Annotated in this window: 15 protein-coding genes, 2 tRNA genes and 3 rRNA genes; 11 read left to right on the forward strand and 9 right to left on the reverse strand. The window is 54.0% G+C overall.

Features of this window, described 5'->3' with window-relative positions; genetic code table 11:
* Positions 1–71: 71 nt before the first annotated feature.
* Positions 72–1,979: an arginine decarboxylase gene (gene speA / locus H7A79_RS03275; RefSeq protein WP_187001039.1), complete on the forward strand. Its 1,908-nt coding sequence runs from the start codon at positions 72–74 to the stop codon at positions 1,977–1,979.
* A 341-nt stretch (positions 1,980–2,320) separates the two neighbouring features.
* Here the strand turns inward: speA and hemB are convergent, their stop codons facing one another.
* Positions 2,321–3,331 (reverse strand): porphobilinogen synthase, encoded by a 1,011-nt coding sequence (gene hemB / locus H7A79_RS03280; protein ID WP_187001040.1) that lies wholly within the window; start codon positions 3,329–3,331, stop codon positions 2,321–2,323.
* A 401-nt stretch (positions 3,332–3,732) separates the two neighbouring features.
* Between hemB and H7A79_RS03285 the strand changes: the two genes are divergently transcribed.
* The 6 genes from H7A79_RS03285 to H7A79_RS03310 all read left to right on the forward strand — a co-directional run bounded on the left by H7A79_RS03285 (position 3,733) and on the right by H7A79_RS03310 (position 9,633).
* A 16S ribosomal RNA gene (locus H7A79_RS03285) occupies positions 3,733–5,273 on the forward strand.
* 115 nt (positions 5,274–5,388) lie between these two features.
* A tRNA-Ile gene (locus H7A79_RS03290) sits at positions 5,389–5,465 on the forward strand.
* Between the two features lie 5 nt (positions 5,466–5,470).
* Positions 5,471–5,546, forward strand: a tRNA-Ala gene (locus H7A79_RS03295).
* 357 nt (positions 5,547–5,903) lie between these two features.
* Positions 5,904–8,787 (forward strand): 23S ribosomal RNA (locus tag H7A79_RS03300).
* Between the two features lie 150 nt (positions 8,788–8,937).
* Positions 8,938–9,050 (forward strand): 5S ribosomal RNA (gene rrf, locus H7A79_RS03305).
* Together the 16S, 23S and 5S rRNA genes with 2 tRNA genes alongside form the textbook arrangement of a ribosomal RNA operon.
* A 286-nt stretch (positions 9,051–9,336) precedes the next feature.
* Positions 9,337–9,633, forward strand: a complete 297-nt coding sequence (locus H7A79_RS03310; RefSeq protein WP_135034493.1) for a ComEA family DNA-binding protein — start codon at positions 9,337–9,339, stop codon at positions 9,631–9,633.
* Between the two features lie 425 nt (positions 9,634–10,058).
* On the opposite strand, the gene H7A79_RS03315 is transcribed toward H7A79_RS03310, so the two are convergent.
* Together H7A79_RS03315 and H7A79_RS03320 are read right to left on the reverse strand one after the other, a co-directional pair.
* Complete coding sequence (locus H7A79_RS03315) at positions 10,059–11,720, reverse strand: electron transfer flavoprotein-ubiquinone oxidoreductase (RefSeq protein ID WP_187001041.1); 1,662 nt, start codon at positions 11,718–11,720, stop codon at positions 10,059–10,061.
* 813 nt (positions 11,721–12,533) lie between these two features.
* Positions 12,534–13,337, reverse strand: a complete 804-nt coding sequence (locus tag H7A79_RS03320) for a competence/damage-inducible protein A (protein WP_187001042.1) — start codon at positions 13,335–13,337, stop codon at positions 12,534–12,536.
* A 145-nt stretch (positions 13,338–13,482) separates the two neighbouring features.
* On the opposite strand from H7A79_RS03320, the gene argG reads away from it, so the two are divergent.
* Together argG and H7A79_RS03330 are read left to right on the forward strand one after the other, a co-directional pair.
* Entirely contained in the window at positions 13,483–14,832 is a 1,350-nt protein-coding gene (argG, locus tag H7A79_RS03325) for an argininosuccinate synthase (protein WP_187001043.1), read from the forward strand.
* Positions 14,833–15,659: 827 nt separating this feature from the next.
* Entirely contained in the window at positions 15,660–16,217 is a 558-nt protein-coding gene (locus H7A79_RS03330; RefSeq protein ID WP_187001044.1) for a hypothetical protein, read from the forward strand.
* 90 nt (positions 16,218–16,307) lie between these two features.
* On the opposite strand, the gene gdhA is transcribed toward H7A79_RS03330, so the two are convergent.
* A complete protein-coding gene (gene gdhA / locus H7A79_RS03335) occupies positions 16,308–17,648 on the reverse strand; it encodes an NADP-specific glutamate dehydrogenase (RefSeq protein ID WP_187001045.1) in 1,341 nt (446 codons plus the stop codon).
* Positions 17,649–18,075: 427 nt separating this feature from the next.
* On the opposite strand from gdhA, the gene H7A79_RS03340 reads away from it, so the two are divergent.
* Complete coding sequence (locus H7A79_RS03340) at positions 18,076–18,870, forward strand: thymidylate synthase (RefSeq protein ID WP_135035172.1); 795 nt, start codon at positions 18,076–18,078, stop codon at positions 18,868–18,870.
* 361 nt (positions 18,871–19,231) lie between these two features.
* Complete coding sequence (locus H7A79_RS03345; protein ID WP_187001046.1) at positions 19,232–20,074, forward strand: alpha/beta hydrolase-fold protein; 843 nt, start codon at positions 19,232–19,234, stop codon at positions 20,072–20,074.
* 340 nt (positions 20,075–20,414) lie between these two features.
* On the opposite strand, the gene hemW is transcribed toward H7A79_RS03345, so the two are convergent.
* From hemW to H7A79_RS03370, 5 genes are all read right to left on the reverse strand, one after another.
* Positions 20,415–21,590, reverse strand: coding sequence for a radical SAM family heme chaperone HemW (gene hemW / locus H7A79_RS03350; protein ID WP_187001047.1), 1,176 nt, complete (start codon positions 21,588–21,590; stop codon positions 20,415–20,417).
* 193 nt (positions 21,591–21,783) lie between these two features.
* Entirely contained in the window at positions 21,784–22,389 is a 606-nt protein-coding gene (rdgB, locus tag H7A79_RS03355; protein ID WP_187001048.1) for an RdgB/HAM1 family non-canonical purine NTP pyrophosphatase, read from the reverse strand.
* A complete protein-coding gene (locus tag H7A79_RS03360) occupies positions 22,382–22,621 on the reverse strand; it encodes an NGO_0222 family membrane protein (RefSeq protein ID WP_135035160.1) in 240 nt (79 codons plus the stop codon). Before H7A79_RS03360 ends, rdgB begins: the two co-directional genes overlap by 8 nt.
* A gap of 549 nt (positions 22,622–23,170) precedes the next feature.
* Entirely contained in the window at positions 23,171–23,398 is a 228-nt protein-coding gene (locus H7A79_RS03365; protein ID WP_187001049.1) for a hypothetical protein, read from the reverse strand.
* A 405-nt stretch (positions 23,399–23,803) separates the two neighbouring features.
* Positions 23,804–24,856, reverse strand: coding sequence for an NADP(H)-dependent aldo-keto reductase (locus H7A79_RS03370; protein ID WP_187001050.1), 1,053 nt, complete (start codon positions 24,854–24,856; stop codon positions 23,804–23,806).
* Positions 24,857–24,985 lie beyond the last annotated feature (129 nt).

Genomic DNA, 24,985 nt, shown 5'->3' on the forward strand with positions numbered 1-24,985 from the left:
TTTTCCCGCCGCTCCAACCGCCTGTGCTATGATTTATGCCGTTTACCAACCCTGTTTTTGAAGGACGGATTATGTCTTGGTCGGCGGCAGACAGCGCTTCGCTTTACGGCATCCGCCATTGGGGCGACCGCTATTTTTCGGTGAGTGAAAACGGCCATGTGATGGTGCGTCCCAACGACCAAAGTGAAACAACAGTTGATTTATACGGTTTGGTGGGCCAGCTCAACGGGCGCGGGCAGGATCTGCCCATGCTGCTCTGTTTTCCCGATATTCTGCAAGACCGTGTGGCGCGGCTGTGCGCAGCGTTTGGCCGCTCTATCCGCAAAAACAGCTATCAAGGCAGCTATACGGCGATTTATCCGATTAAGGTTAATCAGCAAGAAAGCGTGGTGAAAAACATCATTGTGCCGAAAAACAGCGGTGTTTCTATCGGCCTGGAAGCTGGATTCAAACCTGAATTGATGATTGTATTGGCCTTTGCCCCCAAAGGCGGCACCATTGTGTGCAACGGTTATAAAGACCGCGACTTTATCCGTTTGGCGCTGATGGGCCAACGGCTCGGTCATCAAGTATTTATCGTGATTGAAAAAGAAGCCGAAGAAGTGGATTTGGTGATTCAGGAGTCACAAAATCTCGGCATCAAAGCCAATATAGGCCTGCGTGTGCGCCTTTCTTCGCTTTCATCGAGCAAATGGGCCGACACCGGCGGTGAAAAAGGCAAATTCGGCCTTTCTGCCGCGCAATTGATCTCTGCGGTGGAGAAGCTTGCTGCCGCCGGTTTGGATGATACGGTCAAGCTGATGAACTTTCATATGGGCTCGCAGATTTCTAATATTGCCGACTACCGCATGGGCTTTAAAGAAGCCGTACGCTATTTTGCCGAACTGCGGGGCTTGGGGTTGCCGGTTGAATATATAGATGTGGGCGGGGGCCTCGGTGTGGATTACGATGGCACACACTCGCGCAATGCCAGTTCCATCAACTACGATGTGGGTGAATATTCCCACACTATTGTTTCGATGTTGGCCGAATACTGCAACGAACATAATGTGCCGCATCCGCATATTTTTTCGGAATCCGGCCGCGCTATGACCGCGCATCATGCTGTGCTGGTGATGAACGTTACCGATGTCGAGCGCCTGCCCGAGCAGATTCCCGAAATCGCCGATGAAGAAAACCTTTCTTTCGCTGCCCAAAAGTTGATTGCCTATCTCGATATAAATGACAGCGAAATGGTTACTGAAACCTATTACCGCATCGGCCACTATCTTACCGAAGTAACCGAGCTCTATCTCGAAGGCAAAGTGCCGTTGAAAGAAAAAGCACTGGCCGAACAGCTTCACGCGGTATTGTGCCGCCGTCTGAAAAACCAGCTTCAGGCCGGACGGCGTTCGCAGTGCCAGGTTTACGATGATCTCACCGACAAGCTGGCCGACAAGTATTTCTGCAACTTCAGCGTGTTTCAAAGTCTTCCCGACACTTGGGCCATTGGCCAGGTGCTGCCTGTTATGCTTCTTCACCACCTTAACGAACGCCCAGCCCGCCGCGCTGTATTACACGATTTAACTTGCAATTCAGACGGCAAAATCCGCCAATATGTTGATCAGCAGAGTATCGAATCCAGCATGAGTGTGCATGATTTGATCCCCGGCGAACCGTATGTTTTGGGTGTGTTTATGGTGGGCGCGTATCAGGAAATTCTAGGCGATATGCACAATCTTTTCGGTGATACCGACTCGGTCAATGTTTATGTACGCAACGATGGAGGCATCGAATTTGCAGGCATGGAAGAGCATGATACCGTTGAAGACATGCTGCACTATGTGCATCTTTCCACCAACGAAGTCATCAACAAATTCGAAGAAAAGACCCGTTGGGCGCAACTGAAGGCTGCCGAGCGCAAACTCTACACTGCCGAATTTCTGCACGCACTCAAGCAAAGCAGTTATCTGAGTACCGAAGCGGAAGACGAAGCCTGATGCACGCCAATATGTCGATAAAGGCCGGGCAGGCTGCGTTTTTAAACCCGGCGGCTTGTATTTTTATCGGAATAATTGTTTGATGGTTTTTGAACATTTTCAAGAAATAATAAAATAATATAAGGGTTTTGTTGCAGCTTGCCGCATTTCCGGCAATGCTCAAATAGATTTTCAAGTAAAAACAAAAATTATAGGCGATACTGAATTTTTCTATATTCATGATTCCGAATGAATTTTGTAAAGGCCGCAGAATGGAGTTCCCCTGGATTGTATAGACGCTGACAATTTAAGCTGCAAAGAAAAGCGGGGCATTACCGGCTCCGCTTTGTTACGGCAGATATTCAACGATTAGCGGATTGCAGTTGTTTGGCGGCTTCCAAAGCATAATAAGTCAAAATGCCATCGGCTCCCGCGCGTTTGAATGCCAGCAGACTCTCCAAAATGACTTTGCTGCCGTCCAGCCAACCGTTTTGGACGGCCGCCTGCAGCATGGCATATTCGCCCGAAACCTGATAAGCATAGGTTGGCACGCCGAATTCGTCTTTTACCCGGCGGATAACGTCCAAGTATGGCAGACCGGGTTTTACCATCACCATATCGGCACCTTCCTGAATATCCAGTGCTACTTCCTGCAAAGCCTCATTGGAATTGGCAGGATCCATTTGGTAAGTGAATTTATCGGCCTTGCCCAAGTTGCCTGAACTACCTACTGCATCGCGGAACGGCCCGTAAAAAGCCGAAGCATATTTGGCCGAATACGCCATAATACGGGTGTGGATGTGGCCTTGCTTTTCCAGCGCCCTGCGGATGGCGCCAATGCGGCCGTCCATCATATCTGAAGGCGCCACTACCTGTGCGCCGGCTTCGGCATGGCAAAGAGCCTGTTTGATTAACACCTCGATGGTTTCATCGTTCAGCACATAGCCTGAATTATCGGTTATGCCGTCTTGTCCGTGAATGGTGTAAGGATCAAGTGCAATATCCGTCATGATACCCAACTCAGGAAAGGTTTCGCGTAGTTTGCGGACTGCCACCGGCACTAATCCGTCTTGGTTGTAAGCCTCTTGTGCCGTTTCGGTTTTATGCTGTGTAATCACGGGGAACAAGGCCAACATAGGGATGCCGAGCATCACAGCTTTTTCTGCCGTATACAACAACTTATCCAAACTTTGGCGTTTTACGCCCGGCATAGAGGCAACCGATTCTTCTTGATTACGGCCTTCCAATACGAAAACCGGATAAATCAAATCATCGGCACTCAACGAGTGTTCGCGCATCAGACGGCGGGAAAAATCGTCTTTACGCATGCGGCGCAAACGGGAAGACGGAACAACACGATAGGGAAAATTCATAATATCCTTAGAGACCTTAAAAATGATCGGACGGGCAGATTATACGTGCTTTTGTTTCTGAACAAAGTAAGGATTTATGACAGGCCGTCTGAAAGCGGTTTTTTCGGGTTGAGAGTGTTGTTTTTTGAGGGGGGTGTTGGATAAAGTGGGGGTGTGTTGAATAAAATATTCAAGTAAAACATTTTGTTGTAATTTTTTTGTATTGATTTTTTGTATATTGTGTTGACGGTTGGAGTTGGGGTTGTGTATAGTTCGCTTTCTGCTCCGGTGTCGGAGCTGTTCTTTAACAACACAGATTACCGATAAGTGTGGGTGCCTTAGGCCCTGCACTGCGTAGAGACAGACAAGGAACAGACTTGTCGGTTTCTTTGAAGCAGACCAGAAGTTTTAAGTTAGAGATTGAACATAAGAGTTTGATCCTGGCTCAGATTGAACGCTGGCGGCATGCTTTACACATGCAAGTCGGACGGCAGCGGGGGAGTGCTTGCACTTCTGCCGGCGAGTGGCGAACGGGTGAGTAATGCATCGGAACGTACCGGGTAGTGGGGGATAACTGTCCGAAAGGGCGGCTAATACCGCATACACTTTGAGAAGGAAAGCGGGGGACTTTACGGCCTCGCGCTATCTGAGCGGCCGATGTCTGATTAGCTGGTTGGTGGGGTAAAGGCCTACCAAGGCGACGATCAGTAGCGGGTCTGAGAGGATGATCCGCCACACTGGGACTGAGACACGGCCCAGACTCCTACGGGAGGCAGCAGTGGGGAATTTTGGACAATGGGGGCAACCCTGATCCAGCCATGCCGCGTGTCTGAAGAAGGCCTTCGGGTTGTAAAGGACTTTTGTCGGGGAAGAAAAGGTGGTTGCTAATATCAACTGCTGATGACGGTACCTGAAGAATAAGCACCGGCTAACTACGTGCCAGCAGCCGCGGTAATACGTAGGGTGCGAGCGTTAATCGGAATTACTGGGCGTAAAGCGGGCGCAGACGGTTACTTAAGCAGGATGTGAAATCCCCGGGCTTAACCTGGGAACTGCGTTCTGAACTGGGTAGCTGGAGTATGTCAGAGGGGGGTAGAATTCCACGTGTAGCAGTGAAATGCGTAGAGATGTGGAGGAATACCGATGGCGAAGGCAGCCCCCTGGGACAATACTGACGTTCATGCCCGAAAGCGTGGGTAGCAAACAGGATTAGATACCCTGGTAGTCCACGCCCTAAACGATGTCGATTAGCTGTTGGGGCACTTGATGCCTTAGTAGCGTAGCTAACGCGTGAAATCGACCGCCTGGGGAGTACGGTCGCAAGATTAAAACTCAAAGGAATTGACGGGGACCCGCACAAGCGGTGGATGATGTGGATTAATTCGATGCAACGCGAAGAACCTTACCTGGTTTTGACATGTACGGAACCTTTCGGAGACGGAAGGGTGCCTTCGGGAGCCGTAACACAGGTGCTGCATGGCTGTCGTCAGCTCGTGTCGTGAGATGTTGGGTTAAGTCCCGCAACGAGCGCAACCCTTGTCATTAGTTGCCATCATTTGGTTGGGCACTCTAATGAGACTGCCGGTGACAAGCCGGAGGAAGGTGGGGATGACGTCAAGTCCTCATGGCCCTTATGACCAGGGCTTCACACGTCATACAATGGTCGGTACAGAGGGTAGCCAAGCCGCGAGGCGGAGCCAATCCTATAAAACCGATCGTAGTCCGGATTGCACTCTGCAACTCGAGTGCATGAAGTCGGAATCGCTAGTAATCGCAGGTCAGCATACTGCGGTGAATACGTTCCCGGGTCTTGTACACACCGCCCGTCACACCATGGGAGTGGGGGATACCAGAAGTAGGCAGGCTAACCGCGAGGAGGCCGCTTACCACGGTATGCTTCATGACTGGGGTGAAGTCGTAACAAGGTAGCCGTAGGGGAACCTGCGGCTGGATCACCTCCTTTCTAGAGAAAAGAAGAGGGTTTGGGGCATCCACACTTATCGGTGAACTGTGGCATTGAAGATGCGGTTAAAGGTTTCGGAGGGCAGGCGCAATGTTTGTTGTCCGTAACGGGGCCTGGGTTTGTAGCTCAGCTGGTTAGAGCACACGCTTGATAAGCGTGGGGTCGGAGGTTCAAGTCCTCCCAGACCCACCATGATTGGGGGCATAGCTCAGTTGGTAGAGCACCTGCTTTGCAAGCAGGGGGTCATCGGTTCGATCCCGTTTGCCTCCACCAAAACAGTGCAAATGAAAGCGGATTGTAAAGTTTGCTTTGATTTGCGTTGTTGGGAACAAACATTCCCGATACCGCATTGTTCTTTAACAAATTGGAAAGCCGAAATCAACAAACAAAGACAAAGTTGGTCGGATTTGACTCGGGCATCTGCAAGATGCCGGGGTTTGGGCGGTTGAGGCCGTCTGAAAAGAATCCGGCCGCAGTATTTGGGTGATGATTGTATCGACCGTATCCTGAAAGACAAAAGGCAGGATATGGTACACAACAAAGCAGTAAGCTTTATCAGATTAGGGAATCTAAGCAGGATTGGTAGTCAACGCCGGTTACTGCGAAGTCGGAAGGTTCTTCAAATGATAGAGTCAAGTGAATAAGTGCATCAGGTGGATGCCTTGGCGATGATAGGCGAAGAAGGACGTGTAAGCCTGCGAAAAGCGCGGGGGAGCCGGCAATAAGGCTGAGATCCCGCGATGTCCGAATGGGGAAACCCACTTAGTTTACTAAGTATCCCGGAGTGAATACATAGCTCCGGAGAGGCGAACCCGGAGAACTGAACCATCTAAGTACCCGGAGGAAAAGAAATCAACCGAGATTCCGCAAGTAGTGGCGAGCGAACGCGGAGGAGCCTGTATACGATAGCCGTTGGGATAGAAGAATGACTTGGAAAAGTCAGCCATAGCGGGTGATAGCCCCGTATTCGAAATCCGAATGGTGGTACTGGGTATACGACAAGTAGGGCGGGACACGAGAAATCCTGTCTGAAGACGGGGGGACCATCCTCCAAGGCTAAATACTCATCATCGACCGATAGTGAACCAGTACCGTGAGGGAAAGGCGAAAAGAACCCCGGGAGGGGAGTGAAACAGAACCTGAAACCTGATGCATACAAACAGTGGGAGCCCTTTTGGGGTGACTGCGTACCTTTTGTATAATGGGTCAACGACTTACATTCAGTAGCGAGCTTAACCGGATAGGGGAGGCGCAGGGAAACCGAGTCTTAACAGGGCGCAGAGTTGCTGGGTGTAGACCCGAAACCGAGTGATCTATCCATGGCCAGGATGAAGGTGCCGTAACAGGTACTGGAGGTCCGAACCCACGCATGTTGCAAAATGCGGGGATGAGCTGTGGATAGGGGTGAAAGGCTAAACAAACTCGGAGATAGCTGGTTCTCCCCGAAAACTATTTAGGTAGTGCCTCATGTATCACTTCCGGGGGTAAAGCACTGTTATGGCTAGGGGGTCATTGCGACTTACCAACCCATGGCAAACTAAGAATACCGGAAAGTGCAATCATGGGAGACAGACAGCGGGTGCTAACGTCCGTTGTCGAGAGGGAAACAACCCAGACCGCCAGCTAAGGTCCCCAATGACAGATTAAGTGGTAAACGAAGTGGGAAGGCCCAGACAGCCAGGATGTTGGCTTAGAAGCAGCCATCATTTAAAGAAAGCGTAATAGCTCACTGGTCGAGTCGTCCTGCGCGGAAGATGTAACGGGGCTCAAATCTGTAACCGAAGCTGCGGATGCGCCTGGCGCATGGTAGGGGAGCGTTCTGTAGGCCGTAGAAGGTGTGCTGTAAAGCATGCTGGAGGTATCAGAAGTGCGAATGTTGACATGAGTAGCGATAAAGCGGGTGAAAAGCCCGCTCGCCGAAAGCCCAAGGTTTCCTACGCAACGTTCATCGGCGTAGGGTGAGTCGGCCCCTAAGGCGAGGCAGAAATGCGTAGTCGATGGGAAACGGGTTAATATTCCCGTACTTTGATTCAATGCGATGTGGGGACGGAGAAGGTTAGGTTGGCAAACTGTTGGAATAGTTTGTTTAAGCCGGTAGGTGGAGTGTTCAGGCAAATCCGGGCGCTCAAAACACCGAGAAGTGACGACGAGTATCTACGGATACGAAGCAACCGATACCACGCTTCCAGGAAAAGCCGCTAAGCTTCAGTTGGATCAGAACCGTACCGCAAACCGACACAGGTGGGCAGGATGAGAATTCTAAGGCGCTTGAGAGAACTCGGGAGAAGGAACTCGGCAAATTGATACCGTAACTTCGGGAGAAGGTATGCCCTCTGATGTTAAGCCCTTGCGGTGTAAGCATTGGAGGGTCGCAGAGAATCGGTGGCTGCGACTGTTTATTAAAAACACAGCACTCTGCCAACACGAAAGTGGACGTATAGGGTGTGACGCCTGCCCGGTGCCGGAAGGTTAATTGAAGATGTTAGCGCATCGGATCGAAGCCCCGGTAAACGGCGGCCGTAACTATAACGGTCCTAAGGTAGCGAAATTCCTTGTCGGGTAAGTTCCGACCCGCACGAATGGCGTAACGATGGCCACACTGTCTCCTCCCGAGACTCAGCGAAGTTGAAATGGTTGTGAAGATGCAATCTCCCCGCTGCTAGACGGAAAGACCCCGTGAACCTTTACTGTAGCTTTGCATTGGACTTTGAAGGCACTTGTGTAGGATAGGTGGGAGGCTGAGAAGCAAAAACGCCAGTTTTTGCGGAGCCGTCCTTGAAATACCACCCTGGTGTCTTTGAGGTTCTAACCCAGGTCCGTGATCCGGATCGGGGACCGTGCATGGTAGGCAGTTTGACTGGGGCGGTCTCCTCCCAAAGCGTAACGGAGGAGTTCGAAGGTTACCTAGGTCCGGTCGGAAATCGGACTGATAGTGCAATGGCAAAAGGTAGCTTAACTGCGAGACCGACAAGTCGAGCAGGTGCGAAAGCAGGACATAGTGATCCGGTGGTTCTGTATGGAAGGGCCATCGCTCAACGGATAAAAGGTACTCCGGGGATAACAGGCTGATTCCGCCCAAGAGTTCATATCGACGGCGGAGTTTGGCACCTCGATGTCGGCTCATCACATCCTGGGGCTGTAGTCGGTCCCAAGGGTATGGCTGTTCGCCATTTAAAGTGGTACGTGAGCTGGGTTTAAAACGTCGTGAGACAGTTTGGTCCCTATCTGCAGTGGGCGTTGGAAGTTTGACGGGGGCTGCTCCTAGTACGAGAGGACCGGAGTGGACGAACCTCTGGTGTACCGGTTGTGACGCCAGTCGCATCGCCGGGTAGCTAAGTTCGGAAGAGATAAGCGCTGAAAGCATCTAAGCGCGAAACTCGCCTGAAGATGAGACTTCCCTTGCGGCTTGACCGCACTAAAGAGCCGTTCGAGACCAGGACGTTGATAGGTGGGGTGTGGAAGCGCGGTAACGCGTGGAGCTAACCCATACTAATTGCTCGTGAGGCTTGACTCTATCATTTGAAGGACTTTGAAACATAAACAAAGCCTCAGAGATAAAGCTTACCGATGAAGATACTTCATCACCGATACTCGCAATGTTGGTTAAAGAATAAATAAGCGGAGCAAAACCTCCGTAACGGCTTTTTGATTTGTACAGTTTAAGTCTGGCGGCCATAGCGGGTTGGTCCCACGCCTTCCCATCCCGAACAGGACCGTGAAACGACCCAGCGCCGATGATAGTGTGGATACCCATGTGAAAGTAGGTCACTGCCAGACACCCCTTCAAAGCCCCCGGTACGGAAGTATCGGGGGCTTGCTTTCGGTCAGAAAACAACAAACGGGAAACGCTATAGAAGCGCAGAGATAACGGAATAAGGGAACCAATCCAAATCCCAAAAGTAAAGTGTTGCCGGACGGCAACAACAGTTACCATGGTTACCGTTTGCCGGCGGAAAAGTATTTGAAAAACGGGACCCATCGTTTATGATGAATGCAGTACCGGACAGATGAGGGAAGAAGGGCGGTACCGCCACAATATTCATTACGGAGCAAAACCATGAAACTGAAACTTTATTTATTGGGTATCTTGAGCGCGATAACCCCGACGCTGTTGCTGGCGGCGGTAAACATCAACACGGCAACGGCGGAGGAGCTGAAGGCGCTGCCGGGGATAGGGCCCTCGAAGGCTGCCGCGATAGTGGAGTACCGCAGTCAGAACGGCAGCTTTAAAAGCGTGGACGATTTGAAGAATGTGAAAGGGATAGGCGAAGGGATTCTGTCCAAGTTGAGGGAGGAAGCAACGGTAGAGGGCAAAGCAGCGGGGAAAGCGCAGCCGGCAGTGAAGAAACCGGCCAAGTAGGAGACGGGCGGCACACCGGCCTTTGTTCTGCCTGTGAACAGCTGTCTCCCAAAACAGGATCTCCCCGCTTCTCTTTCTCCCCATACGGCAGCAGCTGCCGTATGGGTTTTGTTTATCCGCAGAGTCTGCCGCGGGCAGTGCGCCGGCGCAGCAGGTACAGGACCGCCAAACGGTGCAGGCATAAACAGGCAGCGGCAGCCTGGCAGAGCGAAACGGCCAGATACCGGGGCGAATCCCAGGCAATGCCGCCGCCCTCTGCCGGCACGCTTAACGAAACAGACCATAACCAAAGAGAGGGGATGCCGAAAGCCAGTACGGCAGTCAAGCCCAGTGCGCGAAAAACGCCGACAGGGAAGTTTCTACAACGCTAAAACATTTTTCAGAGGTCTGAACGTCTTCGGTGGCTTTGGCAAAAACCTATCGGGCTACATCATGCCGTAATTCGGGCCGCTGCCGCCCTCGGGGCAAACCCAGCGGATATTTTGGGTTGGATCTTTGATGTCGCAGGTTTTGCAGTGAACGCAGTTTTGCGCATTAATCTGCAGCCGCGGCCTGCCGTTTTCTTCCACGATTTCATACACGCCGGCCGGGCAGTAACGTGTTTCGGGGGCGGCGTATTCCTTGAGGTTTACGTCAACCATGGTCTGCGGATTTTTCAGCTTCAGATGCGTAGGCTGGTTTTCTTCGTGGCTGAGGTTGGCGAGAAACACGCTGCTCATACGGTCGAAAGTGAGTTTGCCGTCGGGTTTGGGGTAGTCGATGGGGCGGGCTGCGGCGGCTTTTTTCAGGGTACGGTGGTCGGAGGCGTGATGCTTGATGGTCCACGGCATTCTGCCTTTGAACAGATATTGTTCCAACCCGGTATAGGCCATGGCGGGAAACAGCCCCCATTTGAAAGCGGGGCGGATGTTGCGGGCGGCGCGAAGCTCGCGATAGGCCCAGCTTCGTTTGAACAAATCTTCGTAGGCATAGGCAGTTTTGCCGCCGGTTGCCGTTTCGGCGGCTTCGGCGCTTTCCAACACGGAAAATACGGCCTCGGCCGCCAGTATGGCCGATTTCATGGCGGTGTGTATGCCTTTGATGCGGGGTACGTTTAAAAAGCCTGCCGCATCACCCACCAGCACGCCGCCGCCAAAAGCAAGTTTGGGCAGGCTTTGCAGGCCGCCTTCAGTAAGCGCGCGTGCGCCGTAGGCGATGCGCCGCCCGCCGGTAAAGGTTTTGCGGATTTCGGGGTGGGTTTTGAAACGCTGAAATTCTTCAAACGGCGAAAGATAGGGATTTTGATAGTCCAAACCCACCACAAAACCTACTGCCACACGGTTGTTGTCAAGATGATAGATAAACGAGCCGCCGTAGGTTCGGGTATCGAGCGGCCAGCCGGTGCTGTGCATCACCAGCCCGGGGCGGCATTGGGCGGCAGGCACTTCCCAGATTTCTTTGATGCCGATGCCGTAGGTTTGCGGCTGGCTGTCGCGCTCGAGCGCGTATTTTTCAATCACTTGGCGGCTGAGCGAGCCGTGGCTGCCTTCGGCAAAAATGGTTTGCTGCGCCCGCAACTCCATGCCGGGCTGAAACATTTCGGTGGCTTCGCCGTTTTTGCCCACGCCCATATTGCCGGTGGCAATGCCTTTCACCGAACCATCGGAATGGTAAAGCACTTCGGCGGCGGCAAAGCCGGGGTAGATTTCCACGCCGAGGCCTTCGGCTTGTCCGGCCAGCCAGCGGCATAATGCACCCAGGCTGACAATATAGTTGCCGTGATTGTTGAAATTGGGGGTAACGGGCAGCTTGAAGGCTTTGTTTCGGGTGAGAAACAGCACTTGGTCGGCGGTTACGTTCAGGGTGAGCGGCGCGCCTTGGGCTTTCCAGTCGGGCAGCAGCTCATCGAGCACGGCGGGGTCGAAAACCGCGCCCGATAAAATATGCGCCCCCACTTCGGAGCCTTTTTCCACCACGCAAACGCTGATTTCGCGGCCGGCCTGCGCGGCAAGCTGCTTGAGCCTGATGGCGGCCGACAAGCCCGCCGGGCCCGCGCCAACGATTACTGCATCATACTGCATACTTTCGCGTTCTATGGTTTCGGTCATATTGTGCTCCTGTTGTGCGGCCGCGCCTTGTCCGCTTCTGTGCCGCCGTGCGCCGCCCCGGGCAGTATGAAAACAGGCGGCCGGGAGATTTCAAACGGCCTGATGGGGTATGGAAAATGGCGGATTATACCGCATCACAAGGCAGAACAGCCGCCTACTCGCAAAGGAGTGGCAGGCTTTTGCGCCGCGTCAAACCCGTGCCGGGCAAAACCTGGAAACCGAATCTGAAAATTATCATGACGCCGTCCCGCCTATTTTCAGACGGCCTGAAGTTTGATTTTCAAACGCGGTCGAAATTTCAGAACAAGCCGAACGGCCGGGCCGTCTGACAATTATCTTGAATCCGTTTTGCAGGGTCTTCAGACGGCCTTTGTTTTCAGCACGGCGGTGTTGGTTTGAAAGATACGCGGCGGGGTGGGGAGCAGGGCCGTCTGAAAACAGCGGCTGCCCTTTGCCCACCCGCCTGCCGTTTCGGGTTCAGATTGCGGTTTTGCCAAAGCCGGCGGGGAGTATGCAGGGGCGGTTCGTTAAGGCCGTCTGAAAGCATCTTGCAGTTTTTCAGACGGCCTCGGGTTTATTTCCAATCGCAGCGGGCTTTCAAAATAAGGCCGAACGGCCAAGCCGTCTGACAATTATCTTGAAACCGTTTTGCAGGGCTTTCAGACGGCCTTTGTTTTCAGCACGGCGGTGTTGGTTTGAAAGATACGCGGCGGGGTGGGGAACAAGGCCGTCTGAAATTATCGCGGAACTACCCCCTGTTAAGGTTTTCAGACGGCCTGATGCACTGTGGTTTGGTGCGTTTTCGGGTAACAGCTATTCGGGCGGGTGGCGGACAATCTGCGCGCCGGTGGCGGCCAACTGTTTCAGCGCATCAGCCCAGGCCGCGTCTATCAGGGCGCAGGCGTTGCCGGCGGCTTTGATGCCGAATTCGATATGCGGCGGGACGGTATTGCCGTTGCTGCTGCAGCCGCCCAGGTTGGGCAGGCTGAAAGTGTGTATGCCGGGGTATTCGGTTTCGAGATAATCCATCAGCGGGGCAATGCGCGATTCGGGCATATGGGGCAGCCACACCGAACGCTGCCCGCTGCGCACGGAGTGGAAGCGGTCGGCATAATAGGTGTGCAGCACCCATTCTGCCATCGGGTGCGCCATCACGGGAAAGCCGGGCATAAAGTAATGGCTGCGTATCGAAAACCCGGCAACCGAATTGTAGCTGTTGGGTATCAGGACGGAGCCTGCAGGGAAGTCGGCCATCTGAAGCCGCCTTTGGTGTTCAGGCGAACCGGGGCTGCTGCCTTGCCCGGCCGACAGGCTGTTTATCAGCGCCGCTGCCTCCGGGTGGCGGACCAGCGGCACATCCAAGGCATCGGCAGCGGCCTGCCGGGTGTGGTCATCCGGGGTGGCACCGATGCCGCCGGTGATAAAGGCAGGTAGGCCGTCTGAAAAACTGCGGCGCAACTGTTTGGCCAACAGCGCCCTGTTATCGGGCAGATATTGCACCTGCCCCAAACGCAGGCCGCGTGATTCCAGCAGCTGCTTGAAAAAGGCGAAGTGTTTGTCGCTGCGGCTGCCGTGCAGAATCTCATCGCCGATAATCATTAAATTGAAATCAATCATGGCACGCAATTTCCATCGATAAAGCATGAATTATTGGATAGGCCGTCTGAAACCGCCCCGGGCTGGACGAACAGGCAGATTCATACAATAATAAACCGTTTTCGAGCCGTCTGAAACGGCATTTCCATATTCGACAGGATTTCCCATGAGCCAGCATAACCATACTATTTTGCAAAGCCTGCCCGCAGGCCAAAAAGTCGGCATTGCCTTTTCGGGCGGCCTCGATACTTCCGCCGCGCTGTTGTGGATGAAGCTCAAAGGCGCGCTGCCCTATGCCTACACCGCCAATCTCGGCCAACCCGATGAGAGCGACTACAACGCCATCCCGAGAAAAGCCGAAGAATACGGTGCCGAAAAAGCCCGCCTGATTGACTGCCGCAGCCAGCTTGCCCATGAAGGCATCGCCGCGATTCAGTGCGGTGCCTTCCACATTTCCACAGGCGGCACCACCTATTTCAACACCACGCCGCTTGGCCGCGCCGTAACCGGCACCATGCTGGTAGCCGCCATGAAAGAAGACGATGTACATATCTGGGGCGACGGCTCCACCTATAAAGGCAACGATATCGAACGCTTCTACCGCTACGGCCTGCTCACCAACCCCAACCTGCGCATCTACAAACCCTGGCTCGACCAAACCTTTATCGATGAGCTGGGCGGCCGCCAAGAAATGAGCGAATTCTTAACCGCCCACGGCTTCGATTATAAAATGTCGGTAGAAAAAGCCTATTCCACCGATTCGAATATGCTTGGCGCCACCCACGAAGCGAAAGATTTGGAATTTTTAAACAGCAGCATCAAAATCGTCAAACCGATTATGGGCACGGCCTTTTGGGATGAAAATGTGACGGTAGCGCCCGAAGAAGTGCGCATACGCTTTGAAGAAGGCATGCCGGTGGCTTTAAACGGCCAAGAATTTGCCGACCCCGTTGCCCTCTTTCTCGAAGCCAACCGCATCGGCGGCCGCCACGGCCTGGGCATGAGCGACCAAATAGAAAACCGCATCATTGAAGCCAAATCGCGCGGCATCTACGAAGCCCCCGGCATGGCATTGCTGCACACCGCCTACGAACGGCTGCTTACCGGCATCCACAACGAAGACACCATCGAACAATACCGCATCAACGGCCTACGCCTCGGTCGCCTGCTCTACCAAGGCCGCTGGTTCGACAGCCAGGCACTGATGCTTAGAGAAACCACGCAACGCTGGGTGGCCAAAGCCATCACCGGCGAAGTCACGCTCGAACTGCGCCGCGGCAACGACTATTCGATTCTCGACACCGAATCGCCCAATCTCACCTACGCCCCTGAACGCCTGAGCATGGAAAAAGTGGAAAACGCCGCCTTCACCCCGCTTGACCGTATCGGCCAACTGACCATGCGCAATCTCGACATCACCGACACCCGCGCCAAACTCAGCCTCTATTCGCAAACCGGCCTGCTCCCATCGGGAAAAGGATTAGTGCTGCCACAATTGGACAATCACAAAAAATAAGGTTTATCGGATAGCAGTGGCCGTCTGAAAACCGTCTGCCAAACTTTCAGATGGTCTGATATATCCCCCCCCAAAAAAAGGATCCATTTTGACATTCTCTCTTGACAAGGTGGAAGGGCGCAAAGGTCATCAGCCTGCCGCACCGTCACGCCCGAACCCGAACGCTGTTTCACACCCTACACCGTCTGCGTATTCTGTGAATCCAATGATGATTACGCTTGTCTGCAAACCGTTAATCCTCCTGCCCGAGCCCCTGACTTGACGGACAAAACCTTATCCGAAGCGGAGCATCCGGCCGTTTGGTCACTCGCGAAATGATGGGTATGGAACCTGTCAAACGCCGGGCCGGCATCAGGCAAAGAAGGCGGGCGTGAACTCCTGGCGAGTCCGTTTCAGACGACCACAACCACGTTTTCCAGCCGGAAATCGCCGCCATGCCGTTTCAGATTGCCGCCCATCCCGCCTTTTGCCGGATTCACCGCCCGTCAATATGCCGGCGTCCGATGCCTCCCCGCTTTGCCGGCGGGGACGGCCGAAAAAACGCCCGCTTTTTATCAACCGCCTTCCCGGGCCGGCCATCGGTCAGCAGGCGCTTGCAGACGGCCGAATCGCAAACTGGCCCTGCATGACTTTCTGCCCTGCGCCCCGCGCCGACTGCCCAAACGGAGCGCAAAGGTTGTCTGAAACCGAGCAAGGACAGCCTCCATCGGGAGGAAAATGCCCGGAAAAAAACGGCACGCCGCCATCACGGCCTTGACGGGGTTGCTCCGTCTTCGGGCCGGTCGCAAACCTGACGAAGGGGGCAATAGTGTATCATCCACAAATCATTGTTTTCCATCATTTTTATTCCCGATGCGACAGGCTTCGCCACCCGCATCCTCATCACGGCGGGCAAACGGTTTTCGGGTGGGCGCGGCAAAGTATGCCGCCGCATCGGCCGCTGTTTCCGCCTTGCATTTCCGATGCCGGCTGCGCCGCCTGCGGGGCAGGGCCGCAAGCCCCACGCCCGGTTTATACCTGCATGGCTTGCCGGCAGCCGCCTGAAAATGCACCGTTTTCAAACGGTATCGGCAGCGGTTGCCCAACCTGAGAGACCCGCTGCCCGTTTCAACCGGCCGGCAACAGTGCCGCAGGCCGAAACCTGTAGGCGCACCGCCGCCTGCATTTCGTGCAGCCACGGCGGCCGCACCTGCTGTGCCGTGCCGATCAAAAAAAACGGCACGGAAATGTGCAGGGCTGCGTTGAAAAAGCCTGCCGTTCAACAGCATAAAGACAACCGATACGGGTCGTCTGAAAGCGCGCAAGGGAGTGTCTCGCCTCCATCAGGCGGAGCAATGCCGGTAAGGGGGAAACTGCCCGGCCTGAATGTATGGCGGATACGTTGAAGCCGGGGAACCGTTCGGGCTTTAAGCAGAAAGGCCGTCTGAAACGTTTCAGACGGCCTTTCGGTTTGTTTCAGTCAAAGGCGGATCGGGTTAAACCACGCCTTGCGCCAGCATGGCTTCGGCCACTTTTTTGAAGCCTGCGATATTGGCTCCGTTTACATAGTTCACATAGCTGCCTTCGCTGCCGTTGGCCACGCAGTTTTCGTGGATGTTTTCCATAATGCCGAACAGGCGGCGGTCTACTTCTTCGCGCGTCCAAGAAAGGCGGATGTGGTTTTGGCTCATCTCCAGTCCCGAAGTGGCTACGCCGCCTGCGTTGGAGGCTTTGCCCGGCGCATACAGGATTTTGGCTTTGACAAACGCTTCGACCGCGCCCAGTGTAGAGGGCATATTGGCACCTTCGGCCACGCAGAAACAGCCGTTGGCCAGCAGGGTTTGGGCATCGCTTTCGTCAAGCTCGTTTTGGGTGGCGCAGGGCAGGGCCACATCGCAGGGAACGCCCCACGGTTTTTGGCCGGCAAAGTATTCCAGCCCCTGCTCTTTGGCGTAAACCGACAAACGCTCGCGGCGTACTTCTTTCAGCTCGATTAGTGCTGCCAGTTGCGTTTCGGTCATGCCGTTGTCGGCGAATTTCACAAAGCCGTTGGAATCGGAAACGGCCAGCACTTTGGCACCGAGCTGAATCGCTTTTTCGGCGGCATATTGCGCCACATTGCCTGAGCCGGAAATCAAAACTTTCTTGGCCGCCATGCTGTTGCCTTTGGTTTTGAGCATATTGTCGGCAAAATAAACTGTGCCGTAGCCGGTGGCTTCGGGGCGGATAAGGCTGCCGCCGTATGCCAGGCCTTTGCCGGTGAGCACAGAAGTGAATTCGTTGCGCAGTTTTTTGTATTGGCCGAACAAAAAGCCGATTTCGCGGCTGCCCACGCCGATGTCGCCGGCGGGCACATCGGTGTCGGCACCGATATGGCGGTAGAGTTCGCTCATAAAGGCTTGGCAGAAGCGCATCACTTCGCCGTCGCTCTTGCCTTTGGGGTCGAAGTCGGAACCGCCTTTGCCGCCGCCCATCGGCAGCGTGGTCAGCGCGTTTTTAAACACTTGCTCGAATGCCAGAAATTTCAGCACGCCCAAATCCACGGTGGGGTGGAAGCGCAGGCCGCCCTTGTAGGGGCCGATGGCCGAATTCATCTGTACGCGGTAGCCGCGGTTTACCTGCACCCGGCCGTTATCGTCCACCCACGACACGCGGAACATAATCACGCGCTCCGGCTCAACGATGCGCTCGAGCAGGCCGTGTCGGGTATATTGCGGGTTTTTCGCCAAGAAAGGGGCGAGGCTGCCGAATACTTCTTCAACGGCTTGGTGGAAAACGGGTTGGTTGGGATCGCGCTGTTTGATTTGCTCAAACAAACTGTTCAGATTTACAGACATAGGTCTCTCCGATTCAGATGGGTTGAAATGACAGAAAAAGAAATTCAAATAAGGCTATAAAATCAAGTGGAGGTTAATTGTGGAATTGATTTGTGTTCATTCCATTGTTCGAAATATAAACGCCTTTTGCGCCATTTGCCAAGAAGAAATTAAGGCAGATTGTTAGCGATTTTCAGACGGCCTAAAATGATTTTGGGTTTTATATGTTTTAATTTTATATATTTTTAAAATATAAATTTTTTATTTTATATTAAATGAAATATAATTTTAATTATTGATTGGCGAAAAAATAAAAAACAGCCGAAATTTTATTTTTCAGGTTTGATTTGCCGCAGAATTTTGCGGCCGCCAATCATCGGGCAAAGTGTTATACAATCCGCTTGCGATGATGCCCCCGTAGCACTTTTGAAAAACTGCAAGGAAACTTATGAAAGCCTATTTAGACCTGATGCGCCATGTGTTCGAACAGGGCACCGACAAATCCGACCGCACCGGCACCGGCACCCGCTCGGTGTTCGGCTACCAGATGCGTTTCGATTTGAGCGGAGGCTTTCCGCTGCTTACTACCAAAAAGCTGCACTTGCGCTCGATTATCCACGAGCTGCTGTGGTTTTTAAAAGGCGACACCAATATCAAATATCTGAACGACCACAACGTTTCGATTTGGGACGAGTGGGCCGATGAAAACGGCGATTTGGGCCCGGTTTACGGTTACCAGTGGCGCAGCTGGCCGGCGTCCGACGGCCGCCATATCGACCAAATTACCAACCTGATTGACCAAATCAAAAAAAATCCCGATTCCCGCCGCCTGATTGTTTCGGCTTGGAACCCCGCGCTGGTGGATGAAATGGCTTTGCCGCCCTGCCACGCGCTGTTTCAGTTTTATGTTGCCGACGGCAAACTTTCATGCCAACTTTACCAGCGCAGCGCCGATATTTTTCTCGGCGTACCGTTCAATATCGCCAGCTACGCGCTGCTCACCCTGATGATGGCGCAGGTGTGCGGTTTGCAGCCCGGCGAATTTGTGCACACCTTCGGTGATGCCCATCTCTACAGCAACCACTTCGAGCAGGCCGAAGTGCAACTCAGCCGCGAACCGCGCGTGCTGCCGCAGATGAAGCTCAATCCCGAGGTAAAAAATTTGTTTGATTTTACATTTGAAGATTTCGAACTGACCGGCTACGATCCCCACCCGCACATCAAAGCTGCAGTGGCAGTATAAATTGCCGGATAAGGGTTTGCCGGTGCCGGCATAACGGTGCGGCATTTGCCGGCACACCAAAATCCATTTGCAGCGCGGTTTGTTATTAGGTTTGTTAAATTGAGGTTTTCAGACGGCCTGCAGTCTAGGCCGGGGTTGTGGCGGCAGCACGCCATTTCAGCCCTGAAATTTTGATGTCCGCCATGCACGGGGCGGGCACCTGCCGTTTTTTATGAAAACTTCCAAAATCACAAGGCATCCTCAAAAAACAAGAGGGGCAGGTGGCACAGGTGTTTTTGCAGGTGTGCCAATAAATTCTGCAAAGGCAAATAAATTCTGCAAAGGCAAAAGGCCGTCTGAAAGCACGATGAAGGCAGTTAAGATGAGTAGATTGACCTTAGTTTCCCGCAACAAAATGTTTAACGGCAGCCATGAGCGTTACCGTCATTTTTCCGAACGCGGCCAATGTGAAATGACGTTTGCCGTTTATCTGCCGCCGCAGGTGCTGCAGGGTTACCGTGTGCCGGTTTTATATTGGCTCCCGGGCTTGGCCTGCGCCGGTGAAAACTTCCCTCTGTGGTCGGGGGCGGCGCGTTTCGCGGCTCAATGGGGAATCGCTTTAGTGATTCCCGATGCCCCGGTACGCGGTGCAGGCGCAGCAGACAGTGCCGGCTGCGGCTTGGGGCAGGGTGCAGGTTTTGATGCCGATGCCCTCTGTGGGCTGTGGGCGGCACATTATCAGATGTGCCGCTATATCGAAAACGAATTGCCGGCCTTAATCGAAGCGCATTTTCCCGCGAACGGCCAGCGCAGCATTGCCGGCCACGGCATAGGCGGTTACGGTGCCTTGCAGACTGCCCTGAGCTATCCCAAACGCTATGCGGCGGTTTCTGCTTTTGCGCCGGTTACCGACCCGGCAAAAATGCCGTGGGGGCAGAAAGCCGTTGCTGCCCGCTCGGGCGGCAGCCCGGAAAGCCGGGCGCAATACGGCATCACCGAGCTGGTGCAAACCGCCGCCGACAGGCTGCCGGTATTGATCGACCAGGGCAGCGCCGATGAGTTTTATCCGCACATACTGCAGCCGCAGCCGTTTGTGGATGCTGCACGCGGCAACGGCTTTAACGTGCAGTTTAACCTGCGCGAAGGTTACGGCCACAATTATGATTTTATCGCCACCTTTATCGACAGCCATATCGAGTTTCACGCCGATGCGCTGGGTTTGTGATTTCAATGGCGGTGAAAACCGACAAAGGCCGTCTGAACGATATTTTTCAGACGGCCTTTTAGCGGGCTAAAAAGCATCCCGTGCGGCAAACCTTTTAAAATCAGTGCCGCTGTCGGGCAACGCGGTTCAATTTTTATTTCTCCTGCCGGCAAAGGGCAGCAAATACAGTTGCGGCATCGGCAGGACGAAGCGGGCTGGCGCAGCGCAAAGCGGCATGGCCGGGGAGTTTGCTTACGGGCTGCATATAAACGGCTGCAAGGCAGCGCAAGGGTTGGGTTTTCCCGCTCTTTTGCAGTTTTTTTAAGGCACCGCCATACCCCAAGGATTCAACGCCGCTTTTTCACAAAAAGCATTGCAGCAGATCGTTGAGAAACCGCCGGCCGGTTTCAGACGGCCTGAAATACAGCGGGTCCGTCTCCAACAGGCCTTTTGCCTGCGCAGTCTGAATCTGTTTGGTGATTTGGGCGGCGGGTATGCCGGTGCGCTCTTGCAGCCGGGCGGCGGGCACGCCGTTGGTGAGGCGCAGGACGTTCATCATAAACTCAAACGGCAGCTCGGCGGCAGGCACGGTTTTGCGCACGATGCCGTCTGAAACCCTGCCGTGCATCGCGGCCAGATAATCGTTGGGATGGCGTTTGCGCACGGTGCGCTCGATGTCGGTGGGGTAGGAAATCTTGCCGTGCGCGCCGGCACCGATGCCGAGATAGTCGCCAAACTGCCAATAATTGAGATTGTGGCGGCAGGCGTGGCCGGGGCGGGCGAATGCGGAGGTTTCGTAGTGTGCGAGGCCCGCTGCTGCCAGTGCGCCGTGAACGGTTTCTTCGATGTCGGCCGCGGCTTCGTCTTGCGGCAGGCCGCCCGGGGGGCTGTGGCCGAACGGGGTGTTCGGCTCCATGGTGAGATGGTAGGCACTGATATGGCTTGCGCCCGAAGCGATGGCGGTTTGCACATCGTGCAAGGCCGTCTGAACGGTTTGGCCGGGCAGGGCATACATCAGATCGATGTTCACCCGTTCGAATATATTCTGCGCGGCTTCAACGGCCGTTAAGGCTTCGCGGTGGTTGTGGATGCGCCCCAAACTTTTCAGCGCGGCATCGTTGAAACTCTGCACGCCGATGGAAAGGCGTGTGATGCCCGCGTCTTTAAAACCTTGGAATTTTTCTTTTTCAAATGTACCGGGGTTGGCTTCGAGGGTGATTTCGGCCTGCGGTTGCAGCTTCACCAGCGAACGTATGCCGCTGAGCAGGCGGTCTATCGAGGCCGTCTGAAACAGGCTGGGGGTGCCGCCGCCGATAAACACGGTTTCCACCGCCCGCCCCCAAATGTTCGGCAGCTCGCTCTGCAAATCGGTGAGCAGCGCATCGATATAGGCATCTTCGGGCAGGCCGCTTTTGGCCTGATGGGAATTAAAATCGCAATAAGGGCATTTGCGCACACACCACGGAATATGGATATAAAGCGACAAAGGCGGCAGGGCGCTGAGACGGCCGGTACGGGAAAAGGTGATGGTATTCATGGGGTAATAAAGTTTGCGGGACAGCTGGCAAACAGTGTTTCAGCTTCGCGGAAACCGGTTTCCTTCTGGAAACTTCGTTTTAGCTTCGCAGAAACTGTGTTTTCAGACGGCCTGAGGGTGGCAAAATATTTGGACAATTGTTTGGATTGCTGCCGGCGTTATTGATGCCCGAAAGCCGTTTTACCAAGCAGGCTTAAGGCTGCGGATACAGCAAATCGATTTTCTTTTCCAACGTTTCCAAAGCCAAAGCGCGGTGGCTGATGCGGTTTTTGGTTTCGGGGTCGAGTTCGGCGGCAGTGCAGCCCGGCTCGGGCAGGAAAAAATGCGGGTCGTAGCCGAAACCGTTGCCGCCGGCGGGCTTGTCCTGCCATACGCCGCGCCAGATGCCCTCGGCAATCAGCGGCTGCGGGTCGTTTTCGTGGCGCACCAGCGCCAGTACGCAAACGTAATAACAGTTTTTGTCGGCTTTGCCGGCCAGTTCGGCAGAAAGTTTGGCGTTGTTGGCGGCATCAGATTTCGGATTTTCACCCGCGAAGCGCGCCGAGTAAATGCCGGGTGCACCGCCTAAGGCTCGGGCGCAGATGCCGCTGTCGTCTGCCAAAGCAGGTTTGCCGCTGTGTTTGCTGGCGTGGCGAGCTTTGGTGATGGCATTTTCAATAAAGGTAGGATGCGGCTCGGGGCATTCGGGCACGTTGAAATGGGACTGCGGCAGCACTTCAATGCGGCGCCGGGCGAACCAACGTGAAAATTCTTTCAGTTTGCCTGCGTTGCCGCTGGCTAAAACGATTTGGTCAAACATGGCGGTTTTCCTGTGGTCGGGCAGTCTGGGCAGCCTTGTTGCGATGATTTTGGCGGATATAGAGCGCCAGGCAGGCAATCTGCCCGAACACGGCAGCAAAAGCAAACAAAAAGGCGGCAACGGCAAATTGTTTGCTTCCAATCGAAAGCAGCCAGCTTCCCAGCAGCACCAAAGCCATAAACAAAACAGTGGAAAAGGCAGTGCCGAGCAGATAGGTTTTGCGGGCGTTCATTAGAAATGGGCAGGTCGGTTTCAGAGATGTGCATCATAACACAAACAGTATATATATAATATATAGAAGTATCAACGCCGTTTGTGTATTCAATCGGTAACAACCAAGCCGTGCCCTGCTTTTTCGGGACACTTTTGTATTTGGTATCTGCATTGATGTGAACCTATAACGGGATTTATAGTATTCTATTTGGTTTTCTGGCAGATACAAAGTGGTGGCTGCCGGCTTTGGCCTGCCTGGGTGTGTATTCGCCGTAATATCCAAATGCACGGTAAACCGTGCCGTCTTGAGCATGCCCGAAAATCATGTAGCCGTTGTTTCGGCAGATAATGCAAGCTGTCCGGCATCGAAAGTGTAAGCAACCCGACCTTTTCCAACACACCCATCGTCTGCAACTGGCAGATAACCGCGGGCAAAGAAAAAGTGTCCCCATGCGCCAGAAAACCGATTGGGGTGATCGAGGCGGGAGCTGCTCTTTCTGCCCGTCTGTCGGGCAAGGGGGCGATACGCACCGATGATCCATAAAACGCCCTTCTGGTTTTGCCTCTGCTAGATTGGGCGATACGACAGGCCGCGTCCTCCTGTACGGGGGCCATTGTTGGATAAAAAGGGGACGATACGCGTGCACGGTGGTGTTTCCATGCCGCTGCTCCCGAAAACATTGCCGCCCGCCTGCTTTGCCTGTGCTGGTTCATCATTTGGCAGTTCCATATCCATCATTTCACGCACGGCCAAACGGCCGAATGTTTCCGATTCGGATAAGGTTTTGTTCGGCAAAACAGGGATTCGGGCAGGAGAATTGACGGCTTGCAGACAAACGCAATCATGATTTGATGCACGGAATACGCGGACGGTGTAGGGTGAAACAGCGTTCGGGATCGGGCGTGACGGTGCGGTAGGCTGATGACTTTTGCCCCCCCCCCTTCCATCTTGTCAGGGGAAAATGTCAAAATGGATCCCCTTTTTTGGGGGGATGTATCAGGCCGTCTGAGGTTGAAACACATTTTTAACATGCTGCTTATGATGAGGTGGCCGATTCAAACAAAGTGGTGGGTCTTGAAAATCAAGATGGTGCAAACCGATTCTGCGGCCGCTTTAACGGTTTGCCAAACCGTTCGCGTTAGTTTGAAGCAGAATGCTGTATTGTTATGATGGGCTTTACTGCTTTTTCCGTCTGCCTTTTTATGGGCAGGGGTTGCTGATTTCGGCGTGTACGGCATCCACCGCTTTGACGACATCGTCCGAAAGCACTACTTCGGCGCTGGCGATGTTTTCGCGCAATTGTTCCAACGTGGTGGCGCCGATGATGTTGCTGGCTACAAATGCCTGTCGGGTTACGAAAGCCAGTGATAAGGCTGTAAGGCTAAAACCGGCATCTTCGGCAATTTTTGCGTAACGTTCCACTGCTGCAAAACCTTGCGGTCTGGTATAACGTTTGAAACGCTCAAACAAGGCCAAACGGCTGTTTTCGGGCATGGCACCGTGGCGGTATTTGCCGCTCAACACGCCGAAGGCCAGCGGCGAATAAGCCAGCAGCGGTATGTTTTCGCGCAGCGAAATTTCGCTCATGCCCACTTCGTAACTGCGGTTGAGCAGGTTGTAGGGGTTTTGCACCGAAGCGGCCCGCGGCAATGCGGGGGCGGCTTCGTGCCGGTTCAGATAGCGCATTGTGCCCCACGGGGTTTCGTTGGATAAGCCGAACGCGCGGATTTTGCCCTGCCTGACCAGTTCGCCCATGGTATCGACAATCTCGCTTATCGGCGTGAACCGTTCGTTTTCAGCCAGCGCCGACACGCCCAGCCTGCCGAAAAAGTTTACCTGCCGCTCGGGCCAATGCAATTGATATAAATCGAGATAATCGGTGTTGAGCCGTTTGAGGCTGTCTTCACAAGCCTGGATAAGCTGCGCGCGTGAAAAATCGTTGCCGCCGCGGATATAGTTGTCGAGATTATTGGCACCGGTGGGGCCGGCAACTTTGCCGGCCAGCACGAAATCATCGCGCCTGCCCCGCCTCTTAATCCATCTGCCGATATATTGCTCGGTACGGGCATAGGTTTCTTTGCGCGGCGGCACGGGATACATTTCGGCGGTGTCGATAAAGTTTACGCCGTTGGCCAGCGCATAATCAAGCTGTTCGTGCGCCTGCGCTTCGGTGTTTTGTTCGCCCCAAGTCATGGTGCCCAGGCAGATTTTACTGACCATAATGCCGCTTTTGCCGAGTTTGCGCTTTTCCATACGGCTTCCTTTCGTTAGATGAATGTAAATTTCGTTTTCTGTTGGAGGCGGCTAACTGCTTGTGCGCGGCAGTTGCCTGCTGTTGCCGCCTACCCAAAAACTTGGCGGAGCCCCACTCGATACCGCACA

The organism is Neisseria musculi, from assembly GCF_014297595.2.
GTDB classification, from domain to species: domain Bacteria; phylum Pseudomonadota; class Gammaproteobacteria; order Burkholderiales; family Neisseriaceae; genus Neisseria; species Neisseria musculi.